The organism is Deltaproteobacteria bacterium (assembly GCA_016874775.1).
Classification (GTDB): domain Bacteria; phylum Desulfobacterota; class Binatia; order Bin18; family Bin18; genus VGTJ01.
The window spans coordinates 1-24099 of the sequence record VGTJ01000093.1; the positions used below are offsets into that span (position 1 = coordinate 1).

Consider the following 24099-nt stretch of genomic DNA (forward strand, 5'->3'; position numbering starts at 1 on the left):
ATCCTGAGCAGGAAGAACTTATTCGGCGCAAGGCGGCGGCAGGGTGCAACTTCATCCTCGGGGCCCAAGGAGCAGCGAAGTCGACACGCCGCGACACCGGCGGCTGGCGCTACAAGCCCGACGCGCGACGCGAGACGTTCTTGATGTCCAACATCTCTCCGCAAGCTCCTGACTTAAACCGCAGTTGGTGGCGGGTGCTCGAAGAGATGGAAGCCACCGACTTCGCCGTGCGGCTAGAGCGCGTGTGGGTTGTCACCGGCCCGGTGTTCAGTGGTGAGGTGAAGAAGCTAAAGGGTGTAGTGGATGTTCCGACCGCCTTCTACCGCATCATCCTCGACGAAGAGAACGGCCAACTGCGTGCGCTCGCCTTCATCGCCCCGCAAACCGTCACGGGGAATGAGCCGTTGAGCCAACGGCCGGTTGAAGTGCGCCGGGTGAAAGCCATCGATCAGCACACAGGCCGACTGAAACCAGAAGGCGAGGATTAAAGATGCTGCTCACGGTGAGATCGCGGTTTTGGTTGCGCCTCCGTGGAGGGTGGCGCGGGGACGGAGCTTCACTTTGACGGCTTCGCGGAAGAAAAGGGGGTCCGTGGCCTTGCTGGACCAGACGAAGGCTTCACCAGGATGGAGACGAGCCAATTGCTCGGGCGTTAGATTGAGTAACGCCGCATTCGCCTTCTGGATATGCTTTAACCAAGCAGGCGAATTAAACCGGTGCAAAATAATCTGCGAGGAAAGCTCGATCAGTGAAACCGGCACTGAAGGCGGATCCTGACTGGCGACCAGGATGCTAGTGCCTTTGTGCCGCATCTCACGAACAACGCTCACCAATCCATCCACGAGGTCGGGGTTGCCGATGTATTTGTGAGCCTCGTCGAAAACTACGAGCTTGTTGAAGGACTGACCGTTGAACGTGGCGTCGCCAAAGAGCTGGAGCAGGACAACGAACAGGCCAAGCGCTTCGTCCTTCTCAATGAACTCGTCCCGTAAATCCACAATCAGGAGGCGGCCCGGCCGAATCAAATCGCTAATGCGAACCGCGTCGTCGATGTAGTCGGCGGCCAAGTCCAACCGCATGTTGGCGAGTTCATTGAGGTTGTCCGGCAGACCCGCCTGATTGATGGCCGCACGTAATCCTTCGAGGGTCATGCCGTCCCGCATGGCACGCATGATCTGGTTCAGCCGCCGAATGTAGGTGGCCTGGTTGCCGACCGCACCCATGAGAAAACGCCAGTGGCCGGCTTGCAATTCGGCGGAGGCAAATTTGAGCGGCAACACTTCAATGCCGGGATACTCCGCTCGGCGAGCGGCGAGTTTGCCGGCGGGAACAAGGAGCACCATGTCCTTCAACGCCGCCGGATGAGCGTGATACTCGGACGCCAGAGCGGCAACGGCGGCAGCATCGTCGTTGGGCCGGATCATGGAGGTAAACTCCGGCTTGTAGTCCTGCGTCTGACTGTAATGAAAGATGACAGTGGCAAGCGGCTGGGGCAAACAATTGATTCCGGGAAGCGAGAGTGACGCCATCTCAATGACACTGCCGAGGGTGTAGCTCTTTCCTCCACCCTGGACACCAAACAGGCTGATGGTGTGGGTCTGGTTCAGGTCGAGGCCAATGGAGCGGCCCATGACCTTGCCGAGAATACCAAATTGGGGCGACGTTCCGGTCACCCCCAAAAGAACATCCAGGCTGGGGCTGGCGGAAGCGGCGGGCGGAGGCGCCGTGGGCGGCTGGCTCTGGATGTCTGAGGGCGGAAGCGATGCCGCACCAGGACTGGCAGGCGGCGCGGGGACGAGAGTTGGCCGGGGAGTGGATGGGGCGGCCGGACTGGGCGGCTCGGCAGCGGGTGGCAGCGGCAATGATTCCATACGCGGATGCGCTGGGACGACCGGGGAGCGTTCAGTGGCGACCGCTTCCGTATTGGCAAAGTTATCTGAGGGAGCCGTGAGCTTATCCCATGAGACCGTGCGAGCGCGTTTCTCGCGGATGAAAGCGGCACGGCCCAGCTTGGGCATTTCCTTCGCCAGAAATTGCATCGTTGAGGTTTCGGGCTGCGCGGGCGATGCGGCAGGCTCGACGACCGGCAAGGGCCGTGTTTCCAGATCAGCAGACTGGGCTGGCAGCGCTTCCAAGAGAGTGCGAACAAGGTTCACGCCAATGCGATGGTATTCAATTCCGTTCTCCGCCACGAATTCCTCAGTGCCTTCCTTGTCAAAATCGAAGACCAAAGCGCTGCGCGTGAAGCGGAGCTTGTAACCGCCTTCCATAGTCCGCAGGAAGAACTTGGCCTCTTGATACGCTTCCGGCGAAAGGAGATGGAGGCGGTGAGCGCGATCCACATAGAACTCGAGCAGATTGATCAGTTCCTGGGTCTTGATGATGCGGTCTGGCCGATCCACCGCACCGGCGCGATCGGGATCAAAGTGGTGTTGAAGCGTGCGTTCGCTCTGATGGATTTGTTCGGCAATCGATTGACTGAGCTGGTTAAAACCGTCGAGTCCCCCCGCAGAACTGTAGCATTTGACCTCGACCAGGCTGCACGTGAGGACCGGGACAGGCCCGGATGTGTCAAAGTCAAACAAACCAATGTCCGTGCGACGGAGTGTAATCTCGTCCTCCAACTCGTCCGTTTTTTGCAGAGCGCGGAACAAATCGAGGTGGGCATCCAGCGGAACGACCGCTTGATCGCGGAAGACGTCCTGAAATTCCAAATAGAGTTTGGCAAGGGCCAGTCCGAGGGCTTCCGCCCGCTGGGTTGGTGAGGAAGCCAGCTTCAAAGCGAGGCGTCCCGAAAGGGAGCGGAGTTCGCCGAGCAGTGCGTGCGCCCGGTTACGGTAGGCCGCCAAGTCATAGTCCTGAAGCACTTGCTCAAAAAAACGGCGAATTTCTGTCTGCGAGCGGGACGTAATCACGACGCGCCGGCCACTCAAGCCGGTCAGGTCCGGACTGTGATCAATCAGATACTCCGGGCGACGGCTGGCGGGATGATGGTCGAAGAACTCAATGCCGAGGCTCTTGTCCACCGTGAAGACCCAGTCACTGACTTCATGAACCTGATGCAACAGTGCTTTCTGATCGGCTTCCAATACGAGAGTGGAAACCGGTCGGAGCACAAGGCCGGCCTGGCCGGTAGAAATGCAGGCGGCCACAGTGGAAATTGTTTCCGCAAGGCGGGCCAGCAGCTTGGGCAGGTCTTCGGCATTTGGAATGGGGACGGGCAATCCGTGGCGAGGCCGTCGATGCCAAGCAACCACCTCAGCCTCCTCGATGTAGTTGACCGTGAAATCCTGCAACAGTCCATGGACCGGGGCACTTTCGTCCTCGCGCCGGGGAGGTTGGGCGCAAACGCTCTGAGCCGGAAAAACGTCGAACAAGAAACTCAGGTGAGCGGGAAAATCAGCGGCGCTAGCGCGAAACTCCGCAATATCTCGCACCGAGAACGTGAGTTTGGGGGCGAGATGATTGCCGGTGGGGGTGGCGAACGCGTCCGCTTCGGGAGCGGCCAAGCTGCTGGTTGGGGAAATCAGTTCGGCGAGGTCTTCGCCGCACCCGGGGGCATCGGGATCGGGCACGAAGAGCCGTAGATCATATCGCAAATCGCGAAAGTCTTGTTCCTTCTGAAGTTCCAAGAGCATTTCGACGAGCAACCGCCCGCGTCCTGCGTTGAAGCAATTCAAGACGAGCGTTTCGATATAGGGGTGCTGAACGAGGTAGCGGCGCGCGCGATCCGCGAGGAACGATCCGTCGAGACTGAAACTGCCGATGTTCGGTTCAGCGAGACCGAGTGCGGTGCAGAGTTCGGCGATCAAACCACGAGGATCGAGCTCAGACGAAGCGCCGTAAACCGTCCAAAGCGGATGCAGATTGTCAATCGAAGTGAGCAGTTGGCCTGAACCGGAAGGAAATACGGCCGGAAAGTTCACCGGATTCAGCCTTTCCAGGATAGAGTCACGGGTGGGAGCAATGAACTCCTTGGGTGATTGGGCCGTTTTTTCAAGCCAGTGATCAGCGAGGGTGAGCCAGGTGGCGATCCAAAGCAGGCGCAACGGGTGCGTGGGACTGACCAGCAGCGCGTTGCGATGGCTGCCGCGGTGATCGGCGAGATCAATTTTCGCCGTGTCCAGAGCGAGGAACGCCTGCAAGGCTGCCAGCGCGCGGGGCTGTTCGTCCGGAGGGGCGGACTCAGCGTGGCGCAGGGCCTGCGAAAGCACAGTGAGGTATTGCTCCGCGTAGGCAGCAATTTCGTCGCGGAGTGGAAACAGATCGGCACTTTGGACAATTTGCAAGCCATCCGAGCCGCTGACTTTGGCCAGCAGCGCGCGACGGCTGGCGCGGAAAGTTGCGATCTCAGGCAAGGCGGGCCAGGAGGCCGAGTCCGCAAACACTTCGGCAACTTGGGCCGAAGAAATGGCCAGCCGCCATGACAGGGTCTCGTCCGGTGCGGTGAGAATGCGTTGCTCCAGCAATTTCAAGACGCGAGAGACCGGGACGTGAACCATGCCCTCGCCGGCAAACTTGAACTCCAGCAATTCGCTCTTGCCACGGAAATCATCCCCTTCCACCCACGCGCGATGCTGGCAGGCGACTTCCTTTGGGTCGTGGCCGTCCGCGAGTGCCTTGAACCAAAAATGGATTTGCGCGTGGCTGAAGCTCGAAAACTTGGGGACAGCGCGCTGGGGCACTTCCACTTCGACATCATCGGCCTTAACGACGTAAAAGAGATCGCTTTCATTGGGCAACTGGCCGTCGTCAGCCCCGCTGACTAAGGGAACGGGCTGGCCCTGATCATCCACAATGGGGATGGGATCACCATCTTCCGTGCAGGGCAGGACACGGACGAAATGCCAGCCATCCTCCCAGTCGATGGTGGAGAGTTTGGAAAAGCTCACGGAAGCGTCGCGCCGATGCCCGGTCCAGGAGGTCTTCTTCTTGGTGAACGCCGTCGGACCGCTTTCGCGCGAAACAACCTGCAGCCGGAAGTGATGGACTGCCGGGACGTTTTCAGGCGCAGGGTCACAGTGAAATTTGACCTTGAAACTCTTTGTTCCCCCCCGGCCGACCACCAAGACTTGCTGACCAATCAGCGGTTGCAGGCGGGGATCAGTTTCATCTTCTTTCACCACAGGCAATCCCAGTTCGGTGACCTCGACACGAAGCTGTTGGGTCACACCCGCGCCGGCTTCGAACTGCCATTTGTCGAACGAGAGCGGCCAGTTGGCCTTTTCAGAAATGATGCGCGCCGTCCAGACGAGAGGATTTTCAAGCCCGGTCTCCGCCAGAAAATCGCTCAGTCGGGAGCGGAAGGCACGGTCGCTCAATTTTAGATCCAGCACCCGTCCACGGTCTGACTTGGTGGAGAACGTCAGTCTGTCCACACACTCCAAGTTTTTGGCCAAACGATTGGGAACGGCAGCGAGATCGTCCAAGAGGTGGAAATCCGGGGCAAGGCCCAGTTCACAGAGGGATGCGCCAACGATTTCAGCGTCATTGCCATTGAGCCGGATGCTGAGGAGAAAGCGAACGGCGGCGAGCGCGTCGGCCCAACGCCAGCCGCGCCCTTCCAGAAAGGAAATAATCTCCGGGACGGCCTGGCGCAAACTTTCGGGCAGATGTTCCAAGAGGCGGGCGCGCAGCCGCTGGAACGCATCGGTGACGGAAACCTGCTCGAAGGTGGCTTCCGCGAAGGAATCCTCGGCGGCGGTGCGGAGATCGTTCGGCACGAAGACGAGCAACGGAGGCCGAAGTGCGCCCTCGGCGAGCGGATTGCGTAACTCAATGAGCTTGCTGCTGGTAATGAGAAGGGGATCGTCCTTGCGGGCTTCGCGGACGAGGACATGCACCTGTGCGTTTGAGCCCACCGACTGCTGCAAGTTGCGGGCAACAGCGAGCATTACGGAGGTGTCCAGATCGCCGACCCGCATGCAGTGACCGGGCTGGCGATTGGTGAGAATCGCACGCAACTGCTCTTCGAGGATGCGCTGCAAGGCCGTGTTGACCTCGTTAGCGGTGACCCGGCGGAAATCCTGGCTCATGCTGCACCTCCCACCGGACCAGACGGCTGATGATTGATGCGATAACGTGGTGTGACGTGCTGGGTGATGTAGGCGTCCGACAAATCTTGAAAGAAGCCGATTTCGCGCAACTTGTTTTTGAAAGCCGCCTTGTTGCGGCGAATGGCTTCGCAGTCCGCGATGGTAGGTTCGCCGAATCCTTCGCCGCGCGGGAGGACATCGATGTAAAGGCCGTAACGCTCCCGGAGGAAGGTCAGCAGGCGATCAATCTGGATTTCTTCCGAGCGATAGCGGCCGGTCTGGTCATCGAAGCGCAGCACGGCGATCTGGAGCAACACTTCCAAGAGGCGGCTGTCGAGGATGAACCGGCGGGGGGAATTCTTGGACCGCTGCTGGGCCAGCAACGCGCCGGGACGATTCTTGAGTAGCAATGAATCCAGTGAACGAACGATGAACGTGCGCTGATAATCGCCACGCAACGCCATCAGGCACTCCACATACGTGTTGAGGGGATCTAGCTGCATGTTCTTCACCGCCTGCACCTCGGGATCAAGTGTGTTATCTTCCACGGCGGTGTCCTCCTCCAAGCTCATCAGGCGCGCGCCGAAATACTGTTCGCGGTCCAACTTGTAACCCTCTTCGAGCAAGCGAAGGACTTCACTGACGCTCAACTGCTTGTTCGCACCGCCCGGCAACCGCTGCGATTGCAGCAAATGCAGCGCGAATTCATCGAGCTTCTTGGTCAGAAAATAGGCGCGAACGAAGCGAGGGATGCGGAGGTTGTAGTGCAGCTCGGCACTGATCTCGGCCAATTGACTGACGCGCGTGCCGGGCTGATTCTGAACATCCAAGAACAGGGCAATCTGGTAGGGACAATCCCCCTGCGGGCGGTCGGCGCTGGCGGGCTTTACCGGACAATTTGCCGTCTGACAGATCGGCTCGACACCCTTGCGTTTGACGAGCTCCGGCAGGAGCTTCATGAGGCGGAGGTGATATAGCGCGAGATGAAAGGCGAGCAGGATTTTGAGATACTCCACCATCACCGAGCGCGGAATCTTGGTGCGATACTGGAGCAGGCGCACGATGTCGTCGGCCATCAAATCCGCCGAGCCGATGCACAACGGCGGCGTGGGCATGCGGGAATCCTTGAGCGGGGCGTCCTGGGTGACTTCGGACGTGTTCAGGCTCAGGAGCGCCTGGGTTTCCACGTCTACCAGCGCAGTGGTGTCCTCCAACTGGGTATTGGGGTCAACCCCCTCGAAAAAGAACCGTTTGAGGCCGGCGAGCGCCTGCTGGCCGAGATTGTTGCGCGCGTGCCAGAGGGTTTCGTAAATGTGCTGATCCGCGCCGTAGGCGCGGCAATGCGTGGGATTGCGAAAGCGGTAAGTGTAACCGTGGAGCGGGCGCGGAGCGGCGACCGCCTCCTTGCCCGCCTTGCCGCGATTCACGAGATCGAGCAGATGCGTTTCGAGCCAGCCACGGGTGATGTCGGGATACTTGCTGAAATCCTTGAAGCGCGTCGGTTGCGATAGGAAGTGCGCCGCGAAGGTGTCAATGGTGTTGTCCTTCTTGAACAGGCGGCTGTCCTCGCCCTTGTGGTGGATGCGGGCGAAAAGCAGGGTCAGGACACGATCCATCTCCAGCGTCTTGAAATCCAAGAGGCTGATCTTGGGCAGGCGAAAATGTTTGTCTCTACTCTTGAGTGCCATAGGGTGGCGATTCTTCGGAGAGGCGCATGGCCAACTGGCCTCCGGGATAACGGGTCACAGCATAGAATTCATGTCCAGTGGGCGTGAGCAACACTTCCTGATAGGGCGCTGAACCGAGGATGTTCTTGAAGACAGCGAGCGTGAGGTAATAACCCTGCAACTCATCCACCGTGGGGCGGTAGCCCTGGTTCAATCGATCCAGCATTTCAAACACGTCGAGATTGATGACCAACTCGGCCTGCAATTCCGAGCCGTCGGAATAGCGGAGTAGCAACGCGGTGGGCGAGTGTTCGAGATAGGGCGACGACTGGGCCGGTTCTTGCGGCACGAGTTCAAAGCGGTCGGCCGGGAACACGCGGTAACTCCGCACAGTGGCCGACTCGACCTGGCGCACTTGCAAGGCGAGCTTGCCCTTGAGGCGGCGATTGTCGAAGACGCCTTCGCCCCGATTCACCGCGCGAATGATCTTGAGCGCCTCGGTCTTGGGATCGGGCCGCTGGGTCAGGATGGCAAGCATCCGGGAAGCCGCGCCGTAGGGAATGAGATTGCGCCACGAATCGTCGCGCGCCTCGAAGAAGTGCCGGCGACGCAGCATGGCAACATAGGTGCGATGCTGTTTGAAGCGCGGGCCATTGTGGTGCGTGGTGATCTCGGGCGGCAAAGCCTCGTAAGTGGTTTTGAGCAGTTCTGCGTCGTAAGTGCCGCGCGGCGAGAAATCCATCAATCCCGGGGCGGGAGTGGGCGGATGAAAATCAAACATGCGGTCCAGTTTGGGATCGCTGGTCTGCCCGACCTCGATCTCGCGGAACAAGCGAAGCAGGCGGTCTTTGAGATCGGGCACACCCGTGCCGGCCCAACTGTTGAAGTAGAAGCCGTTCAAGAACGCCTCGGAATCGCCCCGCTCATAGAGGGCGTGAATCTCGTCGCAATCGCGCGTGCCGGCGATGGTGAAGGCGAGCGCGGAGCGAAGGTCGCGCAAGGTGATGTGCAGCTTGGCGCGCAAGGTCACCAGGCGATACATCAGTTCCAACCTTTCGAGGACCTGCGGCCCGGCAGTCGAGTTGGCAAAGGTCTGCGCGTTGTGATGAACGTAGCACTTGTCCCGCAAGTCGCAGCTCTTGCACGCTGCCCAGAACTTGGGCTCTACCAACCGCTTGACCAAGCGTTCGAGAATGGAGGACACATCGCCTGATGGCGCGACCACGCTGCGGAGATTCAGGTTCACGATGGCAATGCCATCCTCCGGTGAACCGGTGCGCAGACCGCGCTGCACGATCTGTTTGAGGCGCGGATACTGCGCGCCGAACTGCTCGAGGAAGTCAATCAACCGGCCTTCGTTGATGGCGATCAGGCGGGTCTCATCCTTGGGCCATTTGGACGTGTCCGCTCCGGCGAAAGGCGCGAAGAACTGGGTCAAAACATCGTCGTTGACCTTTTCGCCTTCGTCCTGGCTGCCATCGTAATTGGTCTGAAACTTCCGCCCCTTGATCTCGAACCGCGTGCCATTGCCCGTGCCGTAGGTCTGCACGTTCGCACCCTGCTTGCGAGCTTCGTCTTCGACCTGCTGGATGAAGGCCGTTTTGCCGTCGCCCGCGTTGCCGCTGATGAGCACCAGGCTGAACTCGCCGGCGAGTGTGGCGGACTGGAGCGCGCGATCGAGTGCGGTGGGGACGTAAATCAACCGGCCCATCGCGTCCAAACCGCGCGTGCCGGCGTTGGTGCTGCGGCTCTGGCTATAAAGGGTCAGCAGATACGAAACGAACGGATTGGTATTGGGTTTGGGCTCGCCCGCGGGTTTTAGGGCTTCGAGACTTTGCGTGCTGAGTTGCGCCTCTTTGGCGGCGTTGGGTTGGCGCAAGGTGGTGACAGCGCGAAGCGCCCGGGCAAATTCCAAAGCGGTCTGGTAGCGATCCACACGTTGGGGTGCGATGGCCTTGAGCAACACCGATACGAACGCGGGCGCAAGGTCCTCAAAGCCGGAAATCTCGACCGGATTACGAGCGGGCTTGTCCTTCGGTGGAGTCTTATCATCCGGCCACGGATACTCGCCGGTGACGGCCTGATAGAGCGTGATGCCGAGAGCGTAAATGTCGCGGTCGGCGCGATCGGCATCCGTTTGCTCGATGGAGCGGTCCAAATCCGGCGGAAGATATTTCAACGTGCCACCGCCGCGAGCGGCGAGATCGCCGGCGCGGATGGAGACGTTGAAGTCCACGATCTTCACCGCCTGGTTGGTCCACATGAGGTTGGCGGGCTTGATGTCACCATGTGTGACGCGGTTGAGATGCAGATGTGCCAAACCTTCCGCCACCTGCACGCCAAGTTGATGCGCCTCGTTGACGGACAGCTTCTTCTCGGCGATCAAGCCGTCGAGGCTCGCGCCTTCGACGTATTCCATTACGAGGAACGGCACGGAGTTGCCCTCCAAACAGCCGCCGTGGAACACGCGAACCACGCTGGGATGCTCGCGCAGATTGGCGAGGGTGCGATACTCCTGCCGCATCCGTTCGAGGGTGGAACTGCGATCCGTGGTGATGATCTTGAGCGCGCGGGTGGCCTCGGCGTGGATATCAATGACCTTGTAAACCCGGCCGAACCCGCCCTTGTTGCCGAGCGAACATTCCACTTGATACTGGTTGGCGAGCAATGTGCCCACCGCGAGGTTTGCATAATCCAGCGGCGTGCCGATGGGGGCGGGCTCAGGTGCGGACTCGGAAGCGGATGGGGCGGGTGGAGCGAACAACGCCTCGTAGCCGGCCAAAGCCTGGGCCGCCGTGGGTCGCTCGGCGGGTTCGAAACGGCACAATGTTTCCAACCACGCATCGAATCCTTCCGGCAGGCCGGCGACAAGCGAAGAGACTTTCTCGGGAAAGACCTGCGTGGCCGCCAGAGCTTCATCGAGTTTCTCAAACGTGGGCTTGCCGGTGAATAGCTCGTAGAGGGTCGCGCCGGCAGCATAGATGTCGGACGCGGCACTGCTCTGGAGCGGATCATCCTTCAATTCCGGCGCGAGGTAGGCCGGTTCAACCACCTCCGGCAACTCGCCTGCCAGCGTGCGTTCGCGCGGCGGACCGGGTCGGGCGAAATCAAAATCCAGCAGGCGCGTTTGACCGTCCAGACCCACGACCAACGTATCCGGCGAAACGGCGCGATGCAGGACGCTGCTGGCGTGACAATGCGCCAATGCGGCCAACACGTCCCGCGCCACACGCAACTTCTGATCCATGGTCAGTTGCAGGCCGGGCTTGGTGAGATGGACGCGGAGCGATGTGCCTTTGGTGTCATTCAGCACGAGCACGTAAGCATCGCCACCGTCGGTCTGGAAAAAATCACGGGCTTGGGGGATGCCGGCGTGAGGCGCGAGGCGGCTCAACGCCGTGTAAGCATTGGCGATGCGTTCCTGCTGGGCCTTGCGCTCGTCGGCGGGCAGATAGGGATCGGCCCGATAGACACGGACCAGGACGCGCTCCGGGCTGCTGGCGTAGGTGTTCCGGGCGCGGTATTCGGTGTAGAAATCGTTGGCCGTAAGCCGCTCTTCACACTGCCACGAACGGAGCAAGGGCAGGCCCTGTAGCGGACGGGCTTTGCCGGCAATGGTGGACAGGATGTGGCTAAGGTGTGGCGCGGTGGATGCGGGCGGCGGATTGCGATCCGGCAGGCGCGTCACATCCTTGAACTGGCGCTCGCAACCTTGCAACGGCCAGGTGTGATCGCGGTCGCGGCCCTCGGGGTCGCGCAAGACAGCATCCGGGGTGGTTAGCAAAACGACCGCTTCACACCAGACATAACGGAGCGCCTGATGCGGCGGCGTGGACGCGTTGGAGAACAGACCATGCAACAGGCGGGTGTGATGACGTAGTTTGCCGAGCGGCGAGGCGAACGGGGTGCGGCCTTCAGGATGCCAACGGCTGCCGGCGACGTGGATTTCGCCGTAGGTGGATTTGACATCTACGAGGTAAACGGCGTGGGGGGCGACGACGGCGATGTCTATCTCGAACCACTGGCCGTCATCACTGCGCAACTCGAAGTTGTGAATGACGCGGTAATCGGCGGGGAGATGATCCCGCAGGTAACGGATGGCCTGATTTTCAGGCTCATTTGCGGGCTCGCCGATTTTGATGACTTGGGCCATAGGTCAACTGCGGGTAGCCGTATCGAGAGAACGTTCGACGCGGGCAATTGCCTCGTCCTCCTTTTGCCGCGCTTCTTCGACAATGTCGTGTGCGCGAAACACTAGATTCGCGAAACGGTTTCGCTCATGAGGTTCTGGCCACGGCAAGATGAGTTGGGACATTTGCGGATCCCAGACTCGAGGTATCGCGTGGCCGGCTGACGCGCGTTGAATCAGGGTTCGCCCGTAAGGCGTGCGCAGGAATGTGAAAATATACGCTCCATCTTCCTCGCTTTGAGGAACGATTCGATACATGTCGTCTGCGCAAAACTTGTCTTCAAGCCAACCGCGGACGAATAGTGCTCGGCCAAAGAGGCCGTAAATACTGCCCGCAGCCTGAAAGATTACTGAGCCCCGTTGCAAAATAAACTCACCGAAGTTCGGTGTTATGTTGCTTACGTAGCGAACATCGGAGCTACGAAAGCCGTAGGCGTCTATGCCGCTAACAAACTGCCTGCCTTGTGTTTCATCATCCACCCGTAGGCGTTTAAACATCGGTGGCTTAAAAAATCTCGCAGCCACCTCTCGGATCGTCTTGAAGCCGCAATGACAACCACGAATCAAGTCCTCGACTTCTTTGGCTACAGCTGAATGGTAGTGCCCTTCCAGTCTCAAGTTCAGGTTTGCAGAGGACACAACTGACCACCCGCAGTTCCACACGAATCCCTTCCTAAGGGGAGGAAAGCGCAGAAAGCTGACTAGTTCTGCACAGTTTTCTACGATGAGCTTATGCCCTTCTGCCCTCAACTCTGCTGCTTGCTCGATGAGTTCGTGGATTTCGTGTTCGAGGGCATCGCCGAGACGGGGCACGGGAATACTTGCGATGTCGCTCGGCTCAAGATGCTGAATGATTGCACCGTAAGCACCGGAGGCAAGCAGCGGCACACCAAACTTGCTGCTGAGATACGCGTAGAGGTAGCCAGGTGGAATTTTTTGAGGATCGGGAACGACGCGCAGCGGATCAGAGGTCGCCATGCCGTCCATTTCCGCGCGAACGTAGGCGGTCTTCCCGATTGTCCCTGACCGGGTGATGAGGGTCATGCCTTTGCGAATCAGGAATGTTGGATTCAACTCAACCTGTCGCTTTGAAATCCACGGTGATTCGGAGAGGTCGGCCAATTGAATGTCTTTGCCGCGAAGAAACGGGATGCCGTATTCCGATGAGTCAACCCACGTGACGCTTTCGCGTCCTGCAAAATATATGCCGCCAAAATCGGGAAGAACAAGATCACGAACAAGCTCCTTGGTGAGAGGTAGCTGTTCGAGAAAGACTTTTGTTTCAAGCGCACCGCCAACGTAAGGCTTCGTGTCCAGCCGGTGACCATAACCGGACAACCACGAGCTGCAGATCACGGTGGTTTTCATGCGCCGGGCTCAGGGTTCTTTTGGCGGAACGTTTCGTAGGCGTCGCCAATCGCCGGAAAATCATCGTCAATCTCTGGCTCAACCAGCGTGCGCTTGCGGACTTCATAATGGCCGTTGGTCTTGACCTTAATTTCGTCCACGCGCGTGCGCATTTTTTCCGTGCCGTCCGGGTTGCGTTTGTAGAGCGGTTTGCCCCGGCGATCCACGCCGGCCTTTTCCGCCACGGCCATGAAGATGGGATATTCCTTCACATGGCCCTGCGCCTCGGCATCCATCTCAGTGTCGGTCTTCTTCTTGAGGAACAGCAGGCTGGTGAGGATGCCGACGTTGGCTTCAACGATGAACGCTTCGACCGGCACTTCGACACAGGCGAGCACCCAGCAGTTGCGGAGAATCCAGCGGCGGATGTATTCGTCGCCGGGATTGCCGAGAATGCCGTTGGGCAACACGATGCCCATGCGTCCGCCGGGCCGCAGCCATTTGAGCGCCTGTTCAATGAACAGAATTTCCGGCGCGACGGCGTTTTGCGTCGAGGTCTGTTCGAGCCAGCCACCGCTGTCATCGCGCGACCAGCGTTTGGCCAACTGTAAATTGTCCAGAATCGCTTTTTCGGTGATGGGAATCTCCGAACCGAACGGGGGATTGGTCATCAGCACGTCCACCGAGCCGAAGGGAACGTGCTTCTTGGCGAGATCGTTGCCGGGCAGGTGTCCGCGAGGAAACGCCAGGGAATCCATGTGGAAGATGTTGCCCTCGACATTGGCGGCCATGAGCACATTCATGGTGGCGGCGCGGACGAGAAAGGGATCGAAGTCCGCCCCAAATACATATTTTTTTGCGTAGTCGCTCAAGCGATCGAGGATGCTGTCCTGGGTGGCATCGCTGACGTCGCGCTTGTATTCGGCGCGCAACTGGCGCAACCGGTGCGCGATGGTGGCGACGATGAATCCGCCCGTGCCATCCGCCGGATCGAACACTTTCTCGTTTTCCCTGGGATTCAAGATGCGGACAACCAAGTCCACCGCTCGACGCGGGGTGAAGTATTGGCCGCGATCACCACGCAGGTTCGTGCCGACGATTTCCTGATACGCCGCGCCCTTGGCGTCCACGTCGGAGCGCGAGAAGCTGTAGCGCTGCAATTCCATGACCATGTAGGACAGCGCGCGGTCGGACATGGTGATCTCGTCGGCATCCTTAAAAAAGCTGTATTGCTTCTTGGTGACCTTGAAGAGGTCCTGGATGCGCCCGCGAATCTTCATGCGGCCCTCATCGGTGAACGGCTCGTCCGCCGCCGCGAAGAATTTGCGCTCCTTGCCACGATGGGTGCGCTCGTCATACATCTTGGCAAAGATAAGGTAGAGGAACTGCCAGAACGCGGCATCTTTGGGCATGCCTTCGTTGCCGTGGATGAAGTTGTGGCAACGGCGGAACGCGCTACGCAGGGCGTTTTCCTCGCCGGGGCGCACGTAGGTCTCCGCGTGCATGTCCGGCGTGGTCATCGAGCCGTCGGCCATCGGCCAATCACCGCGCGGCGAGAAGCGATCCTCGAAGCGGCGCTTTTCCTTGTGGAGGAAGAAGCGCTCGAGGCCGTTGGTCCAGTGTCCCCACTCGCAGCCGTCGTTGGCGGTCATCAGGCCCTTCAATTCGAGCAGGTCTTTTTCGGCCTGGGCGTAGTCGCGAATCTTGATGACGGATTTCTTGCCGACGTTGGGTTGCGGCCGACAGACGATGGCGCGGCGAAGGTTCTCGATCGTGTGTTCCTTGCCGGCCTCGAAGATGGCGATGTCCACCTTCTTGCGCTTGCCATCCACCTTGACGGGAAAATCGGCCTCCATGCTGGCCGGGTCAATCTGGTATTCGGCGATGAGCTGCCGAGCAATCTCTTGGCGGACTTTTTCTTTCTCGGTCTCTTTCACTGGATTGCCGGTGATGAAGTCGGTGATCATCCCTTCGGCTATAAGCTGTGTGGCCTCGGCCTGCTCCGTGTCAGCGACTGTTTTCCTAGTTGCACTCATCGCGTGAGCGGAGAGTAACAAAGGCGGGGGAAAATGGCACATTGTTTTTGTCTGCCGTTTGGCGAAAGGTGATGACAGCAAAGGCTTTCCAAATCGACGGCCATTCGCTACCATGCGAGGCCTCTGGCGAACGACAAATCCAATTCCCAATTATGGCCAACAAGAAATCAGAGAGCAGCAAGACGGCGGAAATGATGTTTCCGGGATGGGAGAACGACGCGCGTCAGATCGAGAAGCTGGCCAAAGCGCTTTCGGCGGCGGTGAAGTCCAAAGCGATTGGGAAGCCGGATTTTGCCAAGCAAATCGAGGAAGCCAACCGGCTGGCAGCGCAAATCAACTGGACGGAAGTGCGGGGCAACATTGAGCGCGAGGCCAAAGGCGAGCGCGACCGGAATGAAGCGAACCTGGGCAGCCGGAGGGAGAAGCTTCTTCAGGCGGCCACAGCGGCACGAATGGCGGTGCAGCAAGGCAGCCAGTTCGACCTGGTTGATATTTTCCAAGTGCTGTATGAGGGCACAGCAGTGGCGGTGAAGCTCGGGGGCGTGCCGTTCCAGCGCATTGCGGAGACGGACGGCGAAAAAGTCTTTGCGAAGCTCAGGCAAATGCGAGCGGGTTTGGATCAAGTTCCATTTCAGCGGGAGACTTTTTTCAAGCTGTTGAAGCGGGCGCATGGAATCTGTCGCCAGGCGCAACCGGGAGGCGAGGAATTTGTGCCGGTGCGCGAGCTGCACCGGGAGATGGTCTTTGAGCGAGCGCGAAACTCGGACCGGTTTCGCAAGACGGGAGAGGTGAAGAGCATCGAGGATTATCCGCTACCGCAATTCATTTACGATCTGGCGCGACTGATCCGCGATGGCGCGGTGGTGGGCAGCGAGCGCATTTTGACGCAGACCCCAGCGATGCGGGAGAGCAAGGAGATGGTCCACATCCCGAATCTCAACAACCCTACGAGCAGCGAAGCCACGGCGGCGCGACTGGCCATCCGGCCCGCGTAAACAATAATGCGAAGGGGCGATGCCTAATCCAGAGGACAGACAAAGGTATCGAGACATCCTGCAACGCCTCGCGCAATACGGGACGCTGGATGACCCCGAAGTGGCCTTGCGGCTCTCGACCGGATTGGACGGATTTCTCACCCGCTGGGAAATCGAGGTGTTGCCGTTTGTGGCGGCGGGTGGGGCAGAGTTGCGTTTTGTGGAAGGTCCTTATGGGCGCGGGAAAACTCATTTTCTGCAAGCGCTGGAAGTGACGGCCCAGCGGGCGGGGTTTGTCACGAGCCGCGTGGAGTGTGGTTTGCAGCAGAAGCCGTTCGGTTCGCTGGAAGAAACGTATCGCGTGGTGGCGGACAACATGAGAGCGGGCGTGCCGCAACGAAACGGCAGCGGGGCGGGACTCGGAGGGATTCTGGCGGGATTGCCCGAAGCACATTTGGTGAATTTCCAAAGCTCCCCTCGGGGCAACCCGGCGTATCGCAATCTGGTGCTGACCTATGCGAAACGTGCACGATTTGGTGGACGGCATGACGAGGTGACGCAGGGGCTGCGCGCGCTGCTTCACAATGACAGCAACCGCCGGGTGACGTTCCGCGAGCTGTTTGCGGCGGCCAGCCAACTGGGAGTGCATGTGCCGCGCCCGCTTGGAAAGATCACCAAACGGAACGCGGCGGTGTGGTTGCGTTCGCTGTTATCTTTGCCGCGACGTTTGGGCTACAAGGGACTGGTGGTGCTGTTTGACGAGACTGGCGCGGATTTGAGTTTCAAATCGCACTTTAGGAGTCTTGGCGATCACCAGCGGCATCTGGCCAACCTGAGAAATCTGGTGGATCAACTGGCCACCGGGGGGACGCCGGGCTGCTCGGTCGTTTACGCGACCACGCGAGATTTGGTGGAGATTGCGCGACAAGATTATCCAGCACTGTCCCAGCGGGTGGAACGGCGGGAGGAATTGACGGCCTTTGGTGAGGCAGTGGCAAACCCGCGCGCGATCTGGTGCAGGCTGGATGAATTGACTGATCCAGGGCCGGAAACGGAACAGTTTTTTATCGGGTTGGGAGAAAAGTTGGTGGATCTGGCACGGGATGCTGGAGTTTCTGAAAACCGGCTTGCCGCAGTGAGAAGCCAATTGCCGACGCTCGCGAAAAGATTCAGCCAAAACCTAACGCAAGCCGCCGTGCGTGATTTCATCAAAATCGTGGCGGCTAACCTACTTAAAAAAGAATGAGACGACTATGGAACCAACACCTGACAATTCCCTAAAAGACGATTTGCGCGATGCTTGGAGAATTCTGGCCTCTTACGGCACGCCGCCCGATTCGGAAAGTGCCGGGCGAGTGCTGCCAGCTTGGTCCGTGGGGTTGGATCGTTGGCTCGACCGTCTGACCAAAGAATATCTGCGCGATTATTGTCGGCGAAACTCGCACTTCAAACTGGCGCTCGCGCCGTATGGCGGCGGCAAGACGCACTTTCTTCTTTCGCTGGCAGCCAGGGCGACGGAGGAGAACTGGGCCACATGCTACCTGCAATGCAAATTGAACGTGTCTCTCGGCGATTGGTATGGGCTTTACGAGCATGTGGCCAAGTCAGTCCAATTGCCCGGATCAAAACGGCGCGGGGTAAAGCTGGTGTTTCAGGCGGCGCTGGACCAAATGAAGAAGCGCGCGGAATCCGCGCCCGAACCGGAGTTCGCACTGGACAAGATGATCGGTGCACTTGAAGACGAAGACTGGCCGCACAGCTCCTTCCCGACGGTGGCGATGGCCTATTTGCACCACCTGCGGAATCCGAAGGCCAACCCGGTTGTGGGTGAGGCGGCCGAACGCTGGTTGCAGGGTCAAGCGGGATCGCTGAATGCAAAGGAGCGGGGCGAACTGCATCTGAGCAATCTGACCGCAAACGTAAGGACACAGCATGGTCAGACGCTTTTTTATTCGCTGGTGAAATTCATCCCGCTCGCGGGGGTGAACGGGCTGGTTTTGTTATTCGATGAAATGGACACAATGCTGAACGTGAAGGGGAAAGCCTTAGAAAAGGTATTTGTGTCAATTCGGGTATTAACCGATGCCCCCGACCAAAAAATGCCTCTGTTTGGAATCTTCGCTGCAGTGCCAGATATTGTGACGTTAATTCGTAATTCAGGTGCTCAATTTCTCATCAGCAGATACCAAGTGATTGTGCCCTTTCACGAAGGCGGACAATATGCGCCGATTCTGGATTTGAGCGAGCTGGGCAGCCAGAACGAGATGCTGCGGGCGATCGGCGAGAAACTGTTGCAACTGGGGCTGCAGGTGCATGATTGGAAATTCAACCTCGACCTGCAACGGCGCAACTTGCGGAATCTGGCAGAACTGACCGCCACACGGCGACTCGAAGTCAATGCGCGACGTTTGTTCGTCAAGACGTGGTGTAGCCTGCTGGAAGAGCAGGCGCGCAATGGCGAGTCGGAGAAAAGCGAAACGGAACTGACGAACCTGATCGAAGGGGCATACTCGGGATTCCGGAAAGCCGAGGAAGAGGGCAGGGAGGAGGATTTGGGGTGATGGAAATCCCGGCGCGACATCCCCGAAGCGGAGACTGCATCATCCGGGAGGTCCTTCCCGGGGGGTTGCGCGTGAAGGTGTTGGTGGATTATCCCGCGCTGGGATTGCGGCGGCAGCCAGAGTATCTTGATGAACTGGTGGATCGACAGACCGGCCGGCCCATCAACTTGAAAGTGCCGGAGACGAGACCGGCGACCCCATTGCCCAAGCCTGTTGGCACGCCGAGCTGGCAACAGGCACGACAGACATTGCTGGCGCTGCGCCTAGGACAATCCACCGCAGAAAGCGTCAGCGATTTGAGCGTGGGCATGGCGGAAGTTGAATCGGCCTGCCGCTGGGGTATGGGACGAGCCATATCGGGCAAACTTTCATTTCTGCTATTCGAAAGCCCGTATGGCATGGGGAAGAGCCATGCGCTGGCGCATCTCAAGCAGCTTGCCTTGAAGCAAACAATGGCGGTGGGAACGGTCACGCTGGATGGGACAGGCGTGTCCTTGTGTGAACCGATGTCGCTTGTGACCGGACTGGCCCACGCGATTGAATTTCCCGACGAGCGAAAAGACGAAGGCTTGCCCCAACGACTCGCGCAACGAGCCGGGCGGGGGTTGAGCATCACGGGTGGCGAGATGCTCCATCAGTTGCTCATGGCGATTGATCGGGATTGTGTGGACAACCCGGACAAGTGGGAGCTGATCGAGGATTACCTTTCGCTCGATGCGACCGCCTCCCATCTGAGGCGAGAGTTGGGAATCAAAGTTCCATCGCTCAAGGCGCGGTTTCGGGAGGACCGTCCGGCGCGGTGCAGCACGATCCTGCGGGAATGGGCCAGCGCCTGCACCGTCGGCGAAATGGGAGCACGCAACGGGCTGGTGGTCTTGCTGGATGAAGCGGACGTGGACTACGCCCGGCGCGGGCGACATCAAAAGGACATGGAGCAGCGGTCGGAATTGTTGCGGGCATTTCGCTCGATTGCGAACTCGCCGCCGGGTGATGGCGGCTTTGCGCGGCTGCTGATCGCCGTGGCCATCACACCGGGGGCGAGCCAACACGATCCGATCCAGGAGTTCAAATCCGAGCTTGGCGAACATCTGAAAGTGGTCCGGTTGCGCGAGTTGAGTGCGGGCGAGCTGCTGGAACTCGGCAAGAAAGTGGTTCAACTGTATCAGCGCGCCTACGAAGTGACGGGCAAACAGGAGGAGCGAGCGGCGGAAGTGTTGGAAAAATGCCTGCTATTCACGAGCAGACAGGCTGAGGGGCGGAATCCACGCAAATTCATCAGGCTGCTGCTGGAGAAGCTGGATGTGCTGTATGCCTGACAACAGCAATCAAGCCCAAGCTGATCGTGCCCTGCGCCGTGCGCTCGGAGATGTCGGGCTGGCTTTCTTCAATTTTCCTTCACTGTCTGAGGTGCAGCGCCGGGCCATTCCCAGCATTGCGGAAGGGCACAACACCCTGGTTTGTGCAGCAACAGCGGCAGGCAAAACCGAAGCTGTGATCGCGCCCTTGGTTTGGACAGTGCGGCGACAAACGACGATTCGGGGGCGGCATATCCAACTGCTGGCCGTCGCGCCGACGCGGGCTCTCGTAGCAGACTTAACCTCGCGTCTGGAAGTCCCGCTGGCGCGGATCGGCTGGCGCTGCGGAGCGCAGACGAGCGATTTCGATGGTGCGGCAGCCGCGCCCGAACTGCTGGTGACCACGCCAGAGTCGCTCGACTCGATGCTAGTGCGCCGTTTCAAGCGCGAAGATGGAAAGATATCCGGCCACGCTCTGAGCCATGTCCGCGCGGTGTTTGTGGACGAAGCGCACGCTTTCGACAGCACAGCGCGCGGAGACCAGCTCCGGTTTCTGCTGCAACGTTTGCGCAAATTGCGGGCGTTCGCCCGCGATAAGGGGTGGTGCGACCACGCCGCCCTGCAACTGTGCGGCGCCAGCGCCACAGTGCATGAACCCCAAGAGCTGGCCACCCGGCTGTTGGGCACGGAGGCGAAGGTGGTGGTGTGTCCGGGACGGCGTCCGATTGACGTGCTGACAGAGGACGACGACTGGTTGCGGCTGGAGGAGGACACTGCTCCGGTCGCACTGACAGGTCGTCTGCCACGGGTCACGGACGCAAAGTCCGTGGGCCGACTGGTGTGGGCGGCATTGAAAGCCGCGGAGTGCCGCAAGGTGTTGATGTTTGTGCCGTCGCGGCGTGAGTGCGACATGATGGGAAAAGAACTGCGGCAGTTTCTGCACGCGCATCGGGCGATGTGGGTAGAATCGCACCACGGAAGTTTGAGCCGCGAGCATCGGCTGCGAGTCGAGAAGGAATTCCACTCGCAGCGTGATGCTGTTCTGGTGGCGACAAACACGCTGGAAGTTGGAGTGGACATTGGCGACGTGGACGTGGTGGCCTTGGTCGGTGCTCCGCCGGACACGTCGAGCTTGCTTCAGCGCATTGGACGCGGTGGCAGACGCTCGGGGCTTACACGACTATTGCCGTTGACCCGGAATCCGGTGGAAGCCGCAGCATTGGCTAGTCAACTGGTAAACGCGGCAGCGGGTCGGTTGGAAGTGAAGCGCCGATTCCGGCGGTGGGATGTGTTTCCGCAACAAGTCATCAGCTACATCCGTCAGAATCAAGGCCAGGGGCGCAGTCAGCGATCTTTGTCCGAGCTGGCAAGTGACGTGTGGCAGCAGGAGGATACCGCAACGGTCGCAAACGTGCTCCTGGAAGCGTGGCAAACCAACGGTCACTTGGACGAGCTGCGGGGGCGGTTGCATTTGGGCGGGGAATGGCAGCGATTTGAGAGAGAGGAAGATCAGGAAAAATCGTGCCACTCGAACATCCGGTCTAGTCCGGTGGGGTTGGTGGTTCGCAATGAAATGACCGGGGAGATCATCGGCCATGTCACTGCAGGGGGAGAAGGAGAAACAATGACAATTGGCGGACGCCAGCACCGGGTGATCCGGCAGGAGGCCGAAATTGTGGTGACACCGGTGGCGAGTGAAGGGCGCGAAGAAGGTGAGGACACACCAAAATACGCTGGCCGCCGCCGGCGCGTGACCGAGACCTTCGCGGCGCAGGTGCGCGATGGTTGCGGGTTGGACTTGGCCGAAGCACCGCTCGTCAGGACGGGAGCAGCGATGGTGTGGTTCCATTTTGGCGGGGAATATTATGAAACCCTGCTCCGCGAACTTTGGCCCGCTTATTTTGACAAACCGGTGCTGGCCGGAATTGCGATCCGCGTGCGCCCCTGCTTCATCTTCGAGGATATCCGAAGCAACTTTAGCGAACCCGAACTGGCGCGGTTCACGGGACGGCAAGGTTTGCGATTGATCGAAGATGAAGGGTTGGGGCGATTTGCTGAAGATGTGTCCGACATTGGAGTGAAGGCCATGCTTGCGGAGCTTCACGTGGGTGATCATTTCAGGGACTGGATCGAAAGCCGGAGAGTAGAAAGGGCAACCCCGATTGCCGTTCGGCCGACGTTAGAGGCTATACTTCGGCGGTTTGAGTTACATCCCTAGGCAAGGAAGTTCACCCAGTCATTGGTCAGAGCAATCCGCTCACCGGCTCATAGCTAAAGAAAAGGAATCGGTTCAACCCGATTCCTTCTCCTCCTCACACCCCCAGCTTGCGGAGCTTGCGCTCTTCAGCATGTGGAATCGAGGTGGATGGGCGAGCACGGCCGACGGACCATTGCCTCAACCCAACAATCTGCTCGGCCATCAAGCGCGACAACGGCACGAAGCCGGACAACGAAGCCGCAATGTCGAGATCGGTTGGTTCTTTGGACCGTTCAAACGCACTGAACAACGCTTCATCAAAAACCGCTTCAATCTCAGCACCGGTCAACCCATCGGATGCACGGCTCAGTTGTTGAACATCGTAGTCGGCAGCTTTGCGTTTCCGCCGCTCAACGACGATCTTCCAGATGGCCTCGCGCTCGTTGTCGTTTGGCAAGTCGACGAAGAACAACTCATCGAACCGTCCTTTCCTCAGCATTTCGGGCGGCAGTTGGCTGACATCGTTGGCAGTGGCGACGACGAAGACAGGGGCAACCTTCTCCTGCATCCAGCTGAGGAACGAACCGAACACCCTCGCTGATGTTCCTCCGTCGGTTGAGCTGCTGGATTTCGAACCTGCAAAACCCTTCTCCAACTCATCAATCCACAAACAGCACGGCGCAATCGCTTCAGCTGTTTGGATGACCGAGCGGATGTTGGCTTCGCTTTGGCCAACAATTCCTCCGTAGAGCTTGCCGGCATCGAGCTTCAGCAGCGGGATGTTGAACACGGCTGCTGTCGCTTTGGCGGTCAGTGATTTGCCAGTGCCGGGAAGGCCAACAATTAGCAGACCCTTTGGAGCCGGCAGACCGTAGGCTTGAGCACGCTGGCTGAATGCATCTTTGCGCCTCAACAGCCAGTCCTTGAGCAGATTCAACCCGCCGATGCTGTTCAATGATTCTTTGACCTCAACGATTTCCAACAGCCCGTTTTTCTTCACCGCTTGAGCCTTTTCCCTCGCGATCACCGAAGGGTTGATCGTTTTCGTTTCAGCGTAGGACAGCGAGAAGGCGTTTTCGGCCTCAATCGTCGTTAAACCGGCTGCTGCCTCCACTGCTTTCTCGTGCGTCTCAATGTCGAGGCTGTGGATGCCGGCTGATTGCATGATGCCGCCGAGGATCGCTCTGAGTTCAACTTTACCGGGCAGTTGCAGGTGAACAACGGTCAACTCGTGCTCCAGTTCGGGTGGCAGGCAGAGACGGCAGCCGAGAACAACCAACGTCTTCTGCTTCACCTTCGCGTGCAGCAGCGTGTCTTTGAACTTCCGCAGCAGGATGGGGTTGGGTTCAGCGAAGTGGAGGTGGTAGTCCTTCAGCAGCACCAATGACTTTTCAGGAAGCTTGATGACCGCTTCCAACACTTCCAGCGGGTCGTTCGCGTTGAGGATGGTGCGGTTCTTCACATCGACCAGTCCGTCAACGGTGGACCAGAAGTGGAGCGTGTAACCGGGGAGGCGGGTGAGTAGTTGCTTCAACTCAGCCTCCACACGCAGCTCTTCGGCCGACACGAGGTAGAGCCCGGGATAACCGGCCCGGATGTAGTGGAGGGTTGTTAAGGACAGTTCAGACAGCAAACCGGCGCTGTCCGAGCTTGGGGGATTCGATGGATTGGATTTGGGCATGATGGTTGAGGGGTTTTGAGTTTGAGGTTTCGGGTTGGTAGCGATGGGTGGCGGCGGCTTGTTGGTCTGCCGTTCCCATGTCGATCGAACGGGTGTGTTTGCAGGAGCGGGAACCGT

General features: G+C 59.2%; 12 protein-coding genes. 6 read left to right on the plus strand and 6 right to left on the minus strand.

Features of this window, described 5'->3' with window-relative positions:
- On the plus strand, positions 1-488 hold a 488-nt coding region (locus tag FJ147_16115), incomplete at its 5' end, for a DNA/RNA non-specific endonuclease (GenBank protein ID MBM4257406.1).
- 9 nt (positions 489-497) lie between these two features.
- On the opposite strand, the gene FJ147_16120 is transcribed toward FJ147_16115, so the two are convergent.
- Genes FJ147_16120 through FJ147_16140 form a run of 5 tightly spaced genes read right to left on the minus strand, consistent with a single transcriptional unit; the run spans position 498 to position 15274 of the window.
- Entirely contained in the window at positions 498-6035 is a 5538-nt protein-coding gene (locus FJ147_16120) for an ATP-binding protein (GenBank protein ID MBM4257407.1), read from the minus strand.
- Positions 6032-7723 carry a hypothetical protein gene (locus FJ147_16125; protein MBM4257408.1) on the minus strand — a complete coding sequence of 564 codons (1692 nt, stop codon included), beginning with the start codon at positions 7721-7723 and terminating at the stop codon, positions 6032-6034. Before FJ147_16125 ends, FJ147_16120 begins: the two co-directional genes overlap by 4 nt.
- Entirely contained in the window at positions 7707-11855 is a 4149-nt protein-coding gene (locus tag FJ147_16130) for a protein kinase (protein ID MBM4257409.1), read from the minus strand. Before FJ147_16130 ends, FJ147_16125 begins: the two co-directional genes overlap by 17 nt.
- A 3-nt stretch (positions 11856-11858) precedes the next feature.
- Entirely contained in the window at positions 11859-13259 is a 1401-nt protein-coding gene (locus tag FJ147_16135) for a hypothetical protein (protein ID MBM4257410.1), read from the minus strand.
- A complete protein-coding gene (locus tag FJ147_16140; protein ID MBM4257411.1) occupies positions 13256-15274 on the minus strand; it encodes a restriction endonuclease subunit M in 2019 nt (672 codons plus the stop codon). Before FJ147_16140 ends, FJ147_16135 begins: the two co-directional genes overlap by 4 nt.
- Before the next feature lie 152 nt (positions 15275-15426).
- Between FJ147_16140 and FJ147_16145 the strand changes: the two genes are divergently transcribed.
- From FJ147_16145 to FJ147_16165, 5 genes are read left to right on the plus strand one after another with little or no spacing between them, the layout of a single operon-like run.
- The gene (locus tag FJ147_16145) at positions 15427-16269 is read left to right on the plus strand and encodes a hypothetical protein (protein MBM4257412.1); all 843 of its coding nucleotides are present in this window, start codon (positions 15427-15429) and stop codon (positions 16267-16269) included.
- Between the two features lie 19 nt (positions 16270-16288).
- Positions 16289-17494 carry a hypothetical protein gene (locus tag FJ147_16150; GenBank protein ID MBM4257413.1) on the plus strand — a complete coding sequence of 402 codons (1206 nt, stop codon included), beginning with the start codon at positions 16289-16291 and terminating at the stop codon, positions 17492-17494.
- 7 nt (positions 17495-17501) lie between these two features.
- Complete coding sequence (locus FJ147_16155) at positions 17502-18809, plus strand: hypothetical protein (protein MBM4257414.1); 1308 nt, start codon at positions 17502-17504, stop codon at positions 18807-18809.
- The gene (locus FJ147_16160; protein MBM4257415.1) at positions 18806-20125 is read left to right on the plus strand and encodes a hypothetical protein; all 1320 of its coding nucleotides are present in this window, start codon (positions 18806-18808) and stop codon (positions 20123-20125) included. The genes FJ147_16155 and FJ147_16160 overlap by 4 nt, the downstream gene beginning before the upstream one ends.
- Positions 20109-22322 carry a DEAD/DEAH box helicase gene (locus tag FJ147_16165; GenBank protein MBM4257416.1) on the plus strand — a complete coding sequence of 738 codons (2214 nt, stop codon included), beginning with the start codon at positions 20109-20111 and terminating at the stop codon, positions 22320-22322. The genes FJ147_16160 and FJ147_16165 overlap by 17 nt, the downstream gene beginning before the upstream one ends.
- A gap of 94 nt (positions 22323-22416) precedes the next feature.
- Here the strand turns inward: FJ147_16165 and FJ147_16170 are convergent.
- The coding region (locus FJ147_16170) for an AAA family ATPase (GenBank protein MBM4257417.1) at positions 22417-24099 on the minus strand (1683 nt) is incomplete at its 5' end.

Bases quoted from the DNA above. Each gene is read 5' to 3' on its own strand.
- FJ147_16145 (MBM4257412.1), top strand. From the start codon at position 15,427: ATGGCCAACAAGAAATCAGAGAGCAGCAAGACGGCGGAAATGATGTTT.
- FJ147_16125 (MBM4257408.1), bottom strand. From the start codon at position 7,723: ATGGCACTCAAGAGTAGAGACAAACATTTTCGCCTGCCCAAGATCAGC.
- FJ147_16165 (MBM4257416.1), top strand. From the start codon at position 20,109: ATGTGCTGTATGCCTGACAACAGCAATCAAGCCCAAGCTGATCGTGCC.
- FJ147_16120 (MBM4257407.1), bottom strand. From the start codon at position 6,035: ATGAGCCAGGATTTCCGCCGGGTCACCGCTAACGAGGTCAACACGGCC.
- FJ147_16150 (MBM4257413.1), top strand. From the start codon at position 16,289: ATGCCTAATCCAGAGGACAGACAAAGGTATCGAGACATCCTGCAACGC.
- FJ147_16140 (MBM4257411.1), bottom strand. From the start codon at position 15,274: ATGAGTGCAACTAGGAAAACAGTCGCTGACACGGAGCAGGCCGAGGCC.
- FJ147_16155 (MBM4257414.1), top strand. From the start codon at position 17,502: ATGGAACCAACACCTGACAATTCCCTAAAAGACGATTTGCGCGATGCT.
- FJ147_16135 (MBM4257410.1), bottom strand. From the start codon at position 13,259: ATGAAAACCACCGTGATCTGCAGCTCGTGGTTGTCCGGTTATGGTCAC.
- FJ147_16130 (MBM4257409.1), bottom strand. From the start codon at position 11,855: ATGGCCCAAGTCATCAAAATCGGCGAGCCCGCAAATGAGCCTGAAAAT.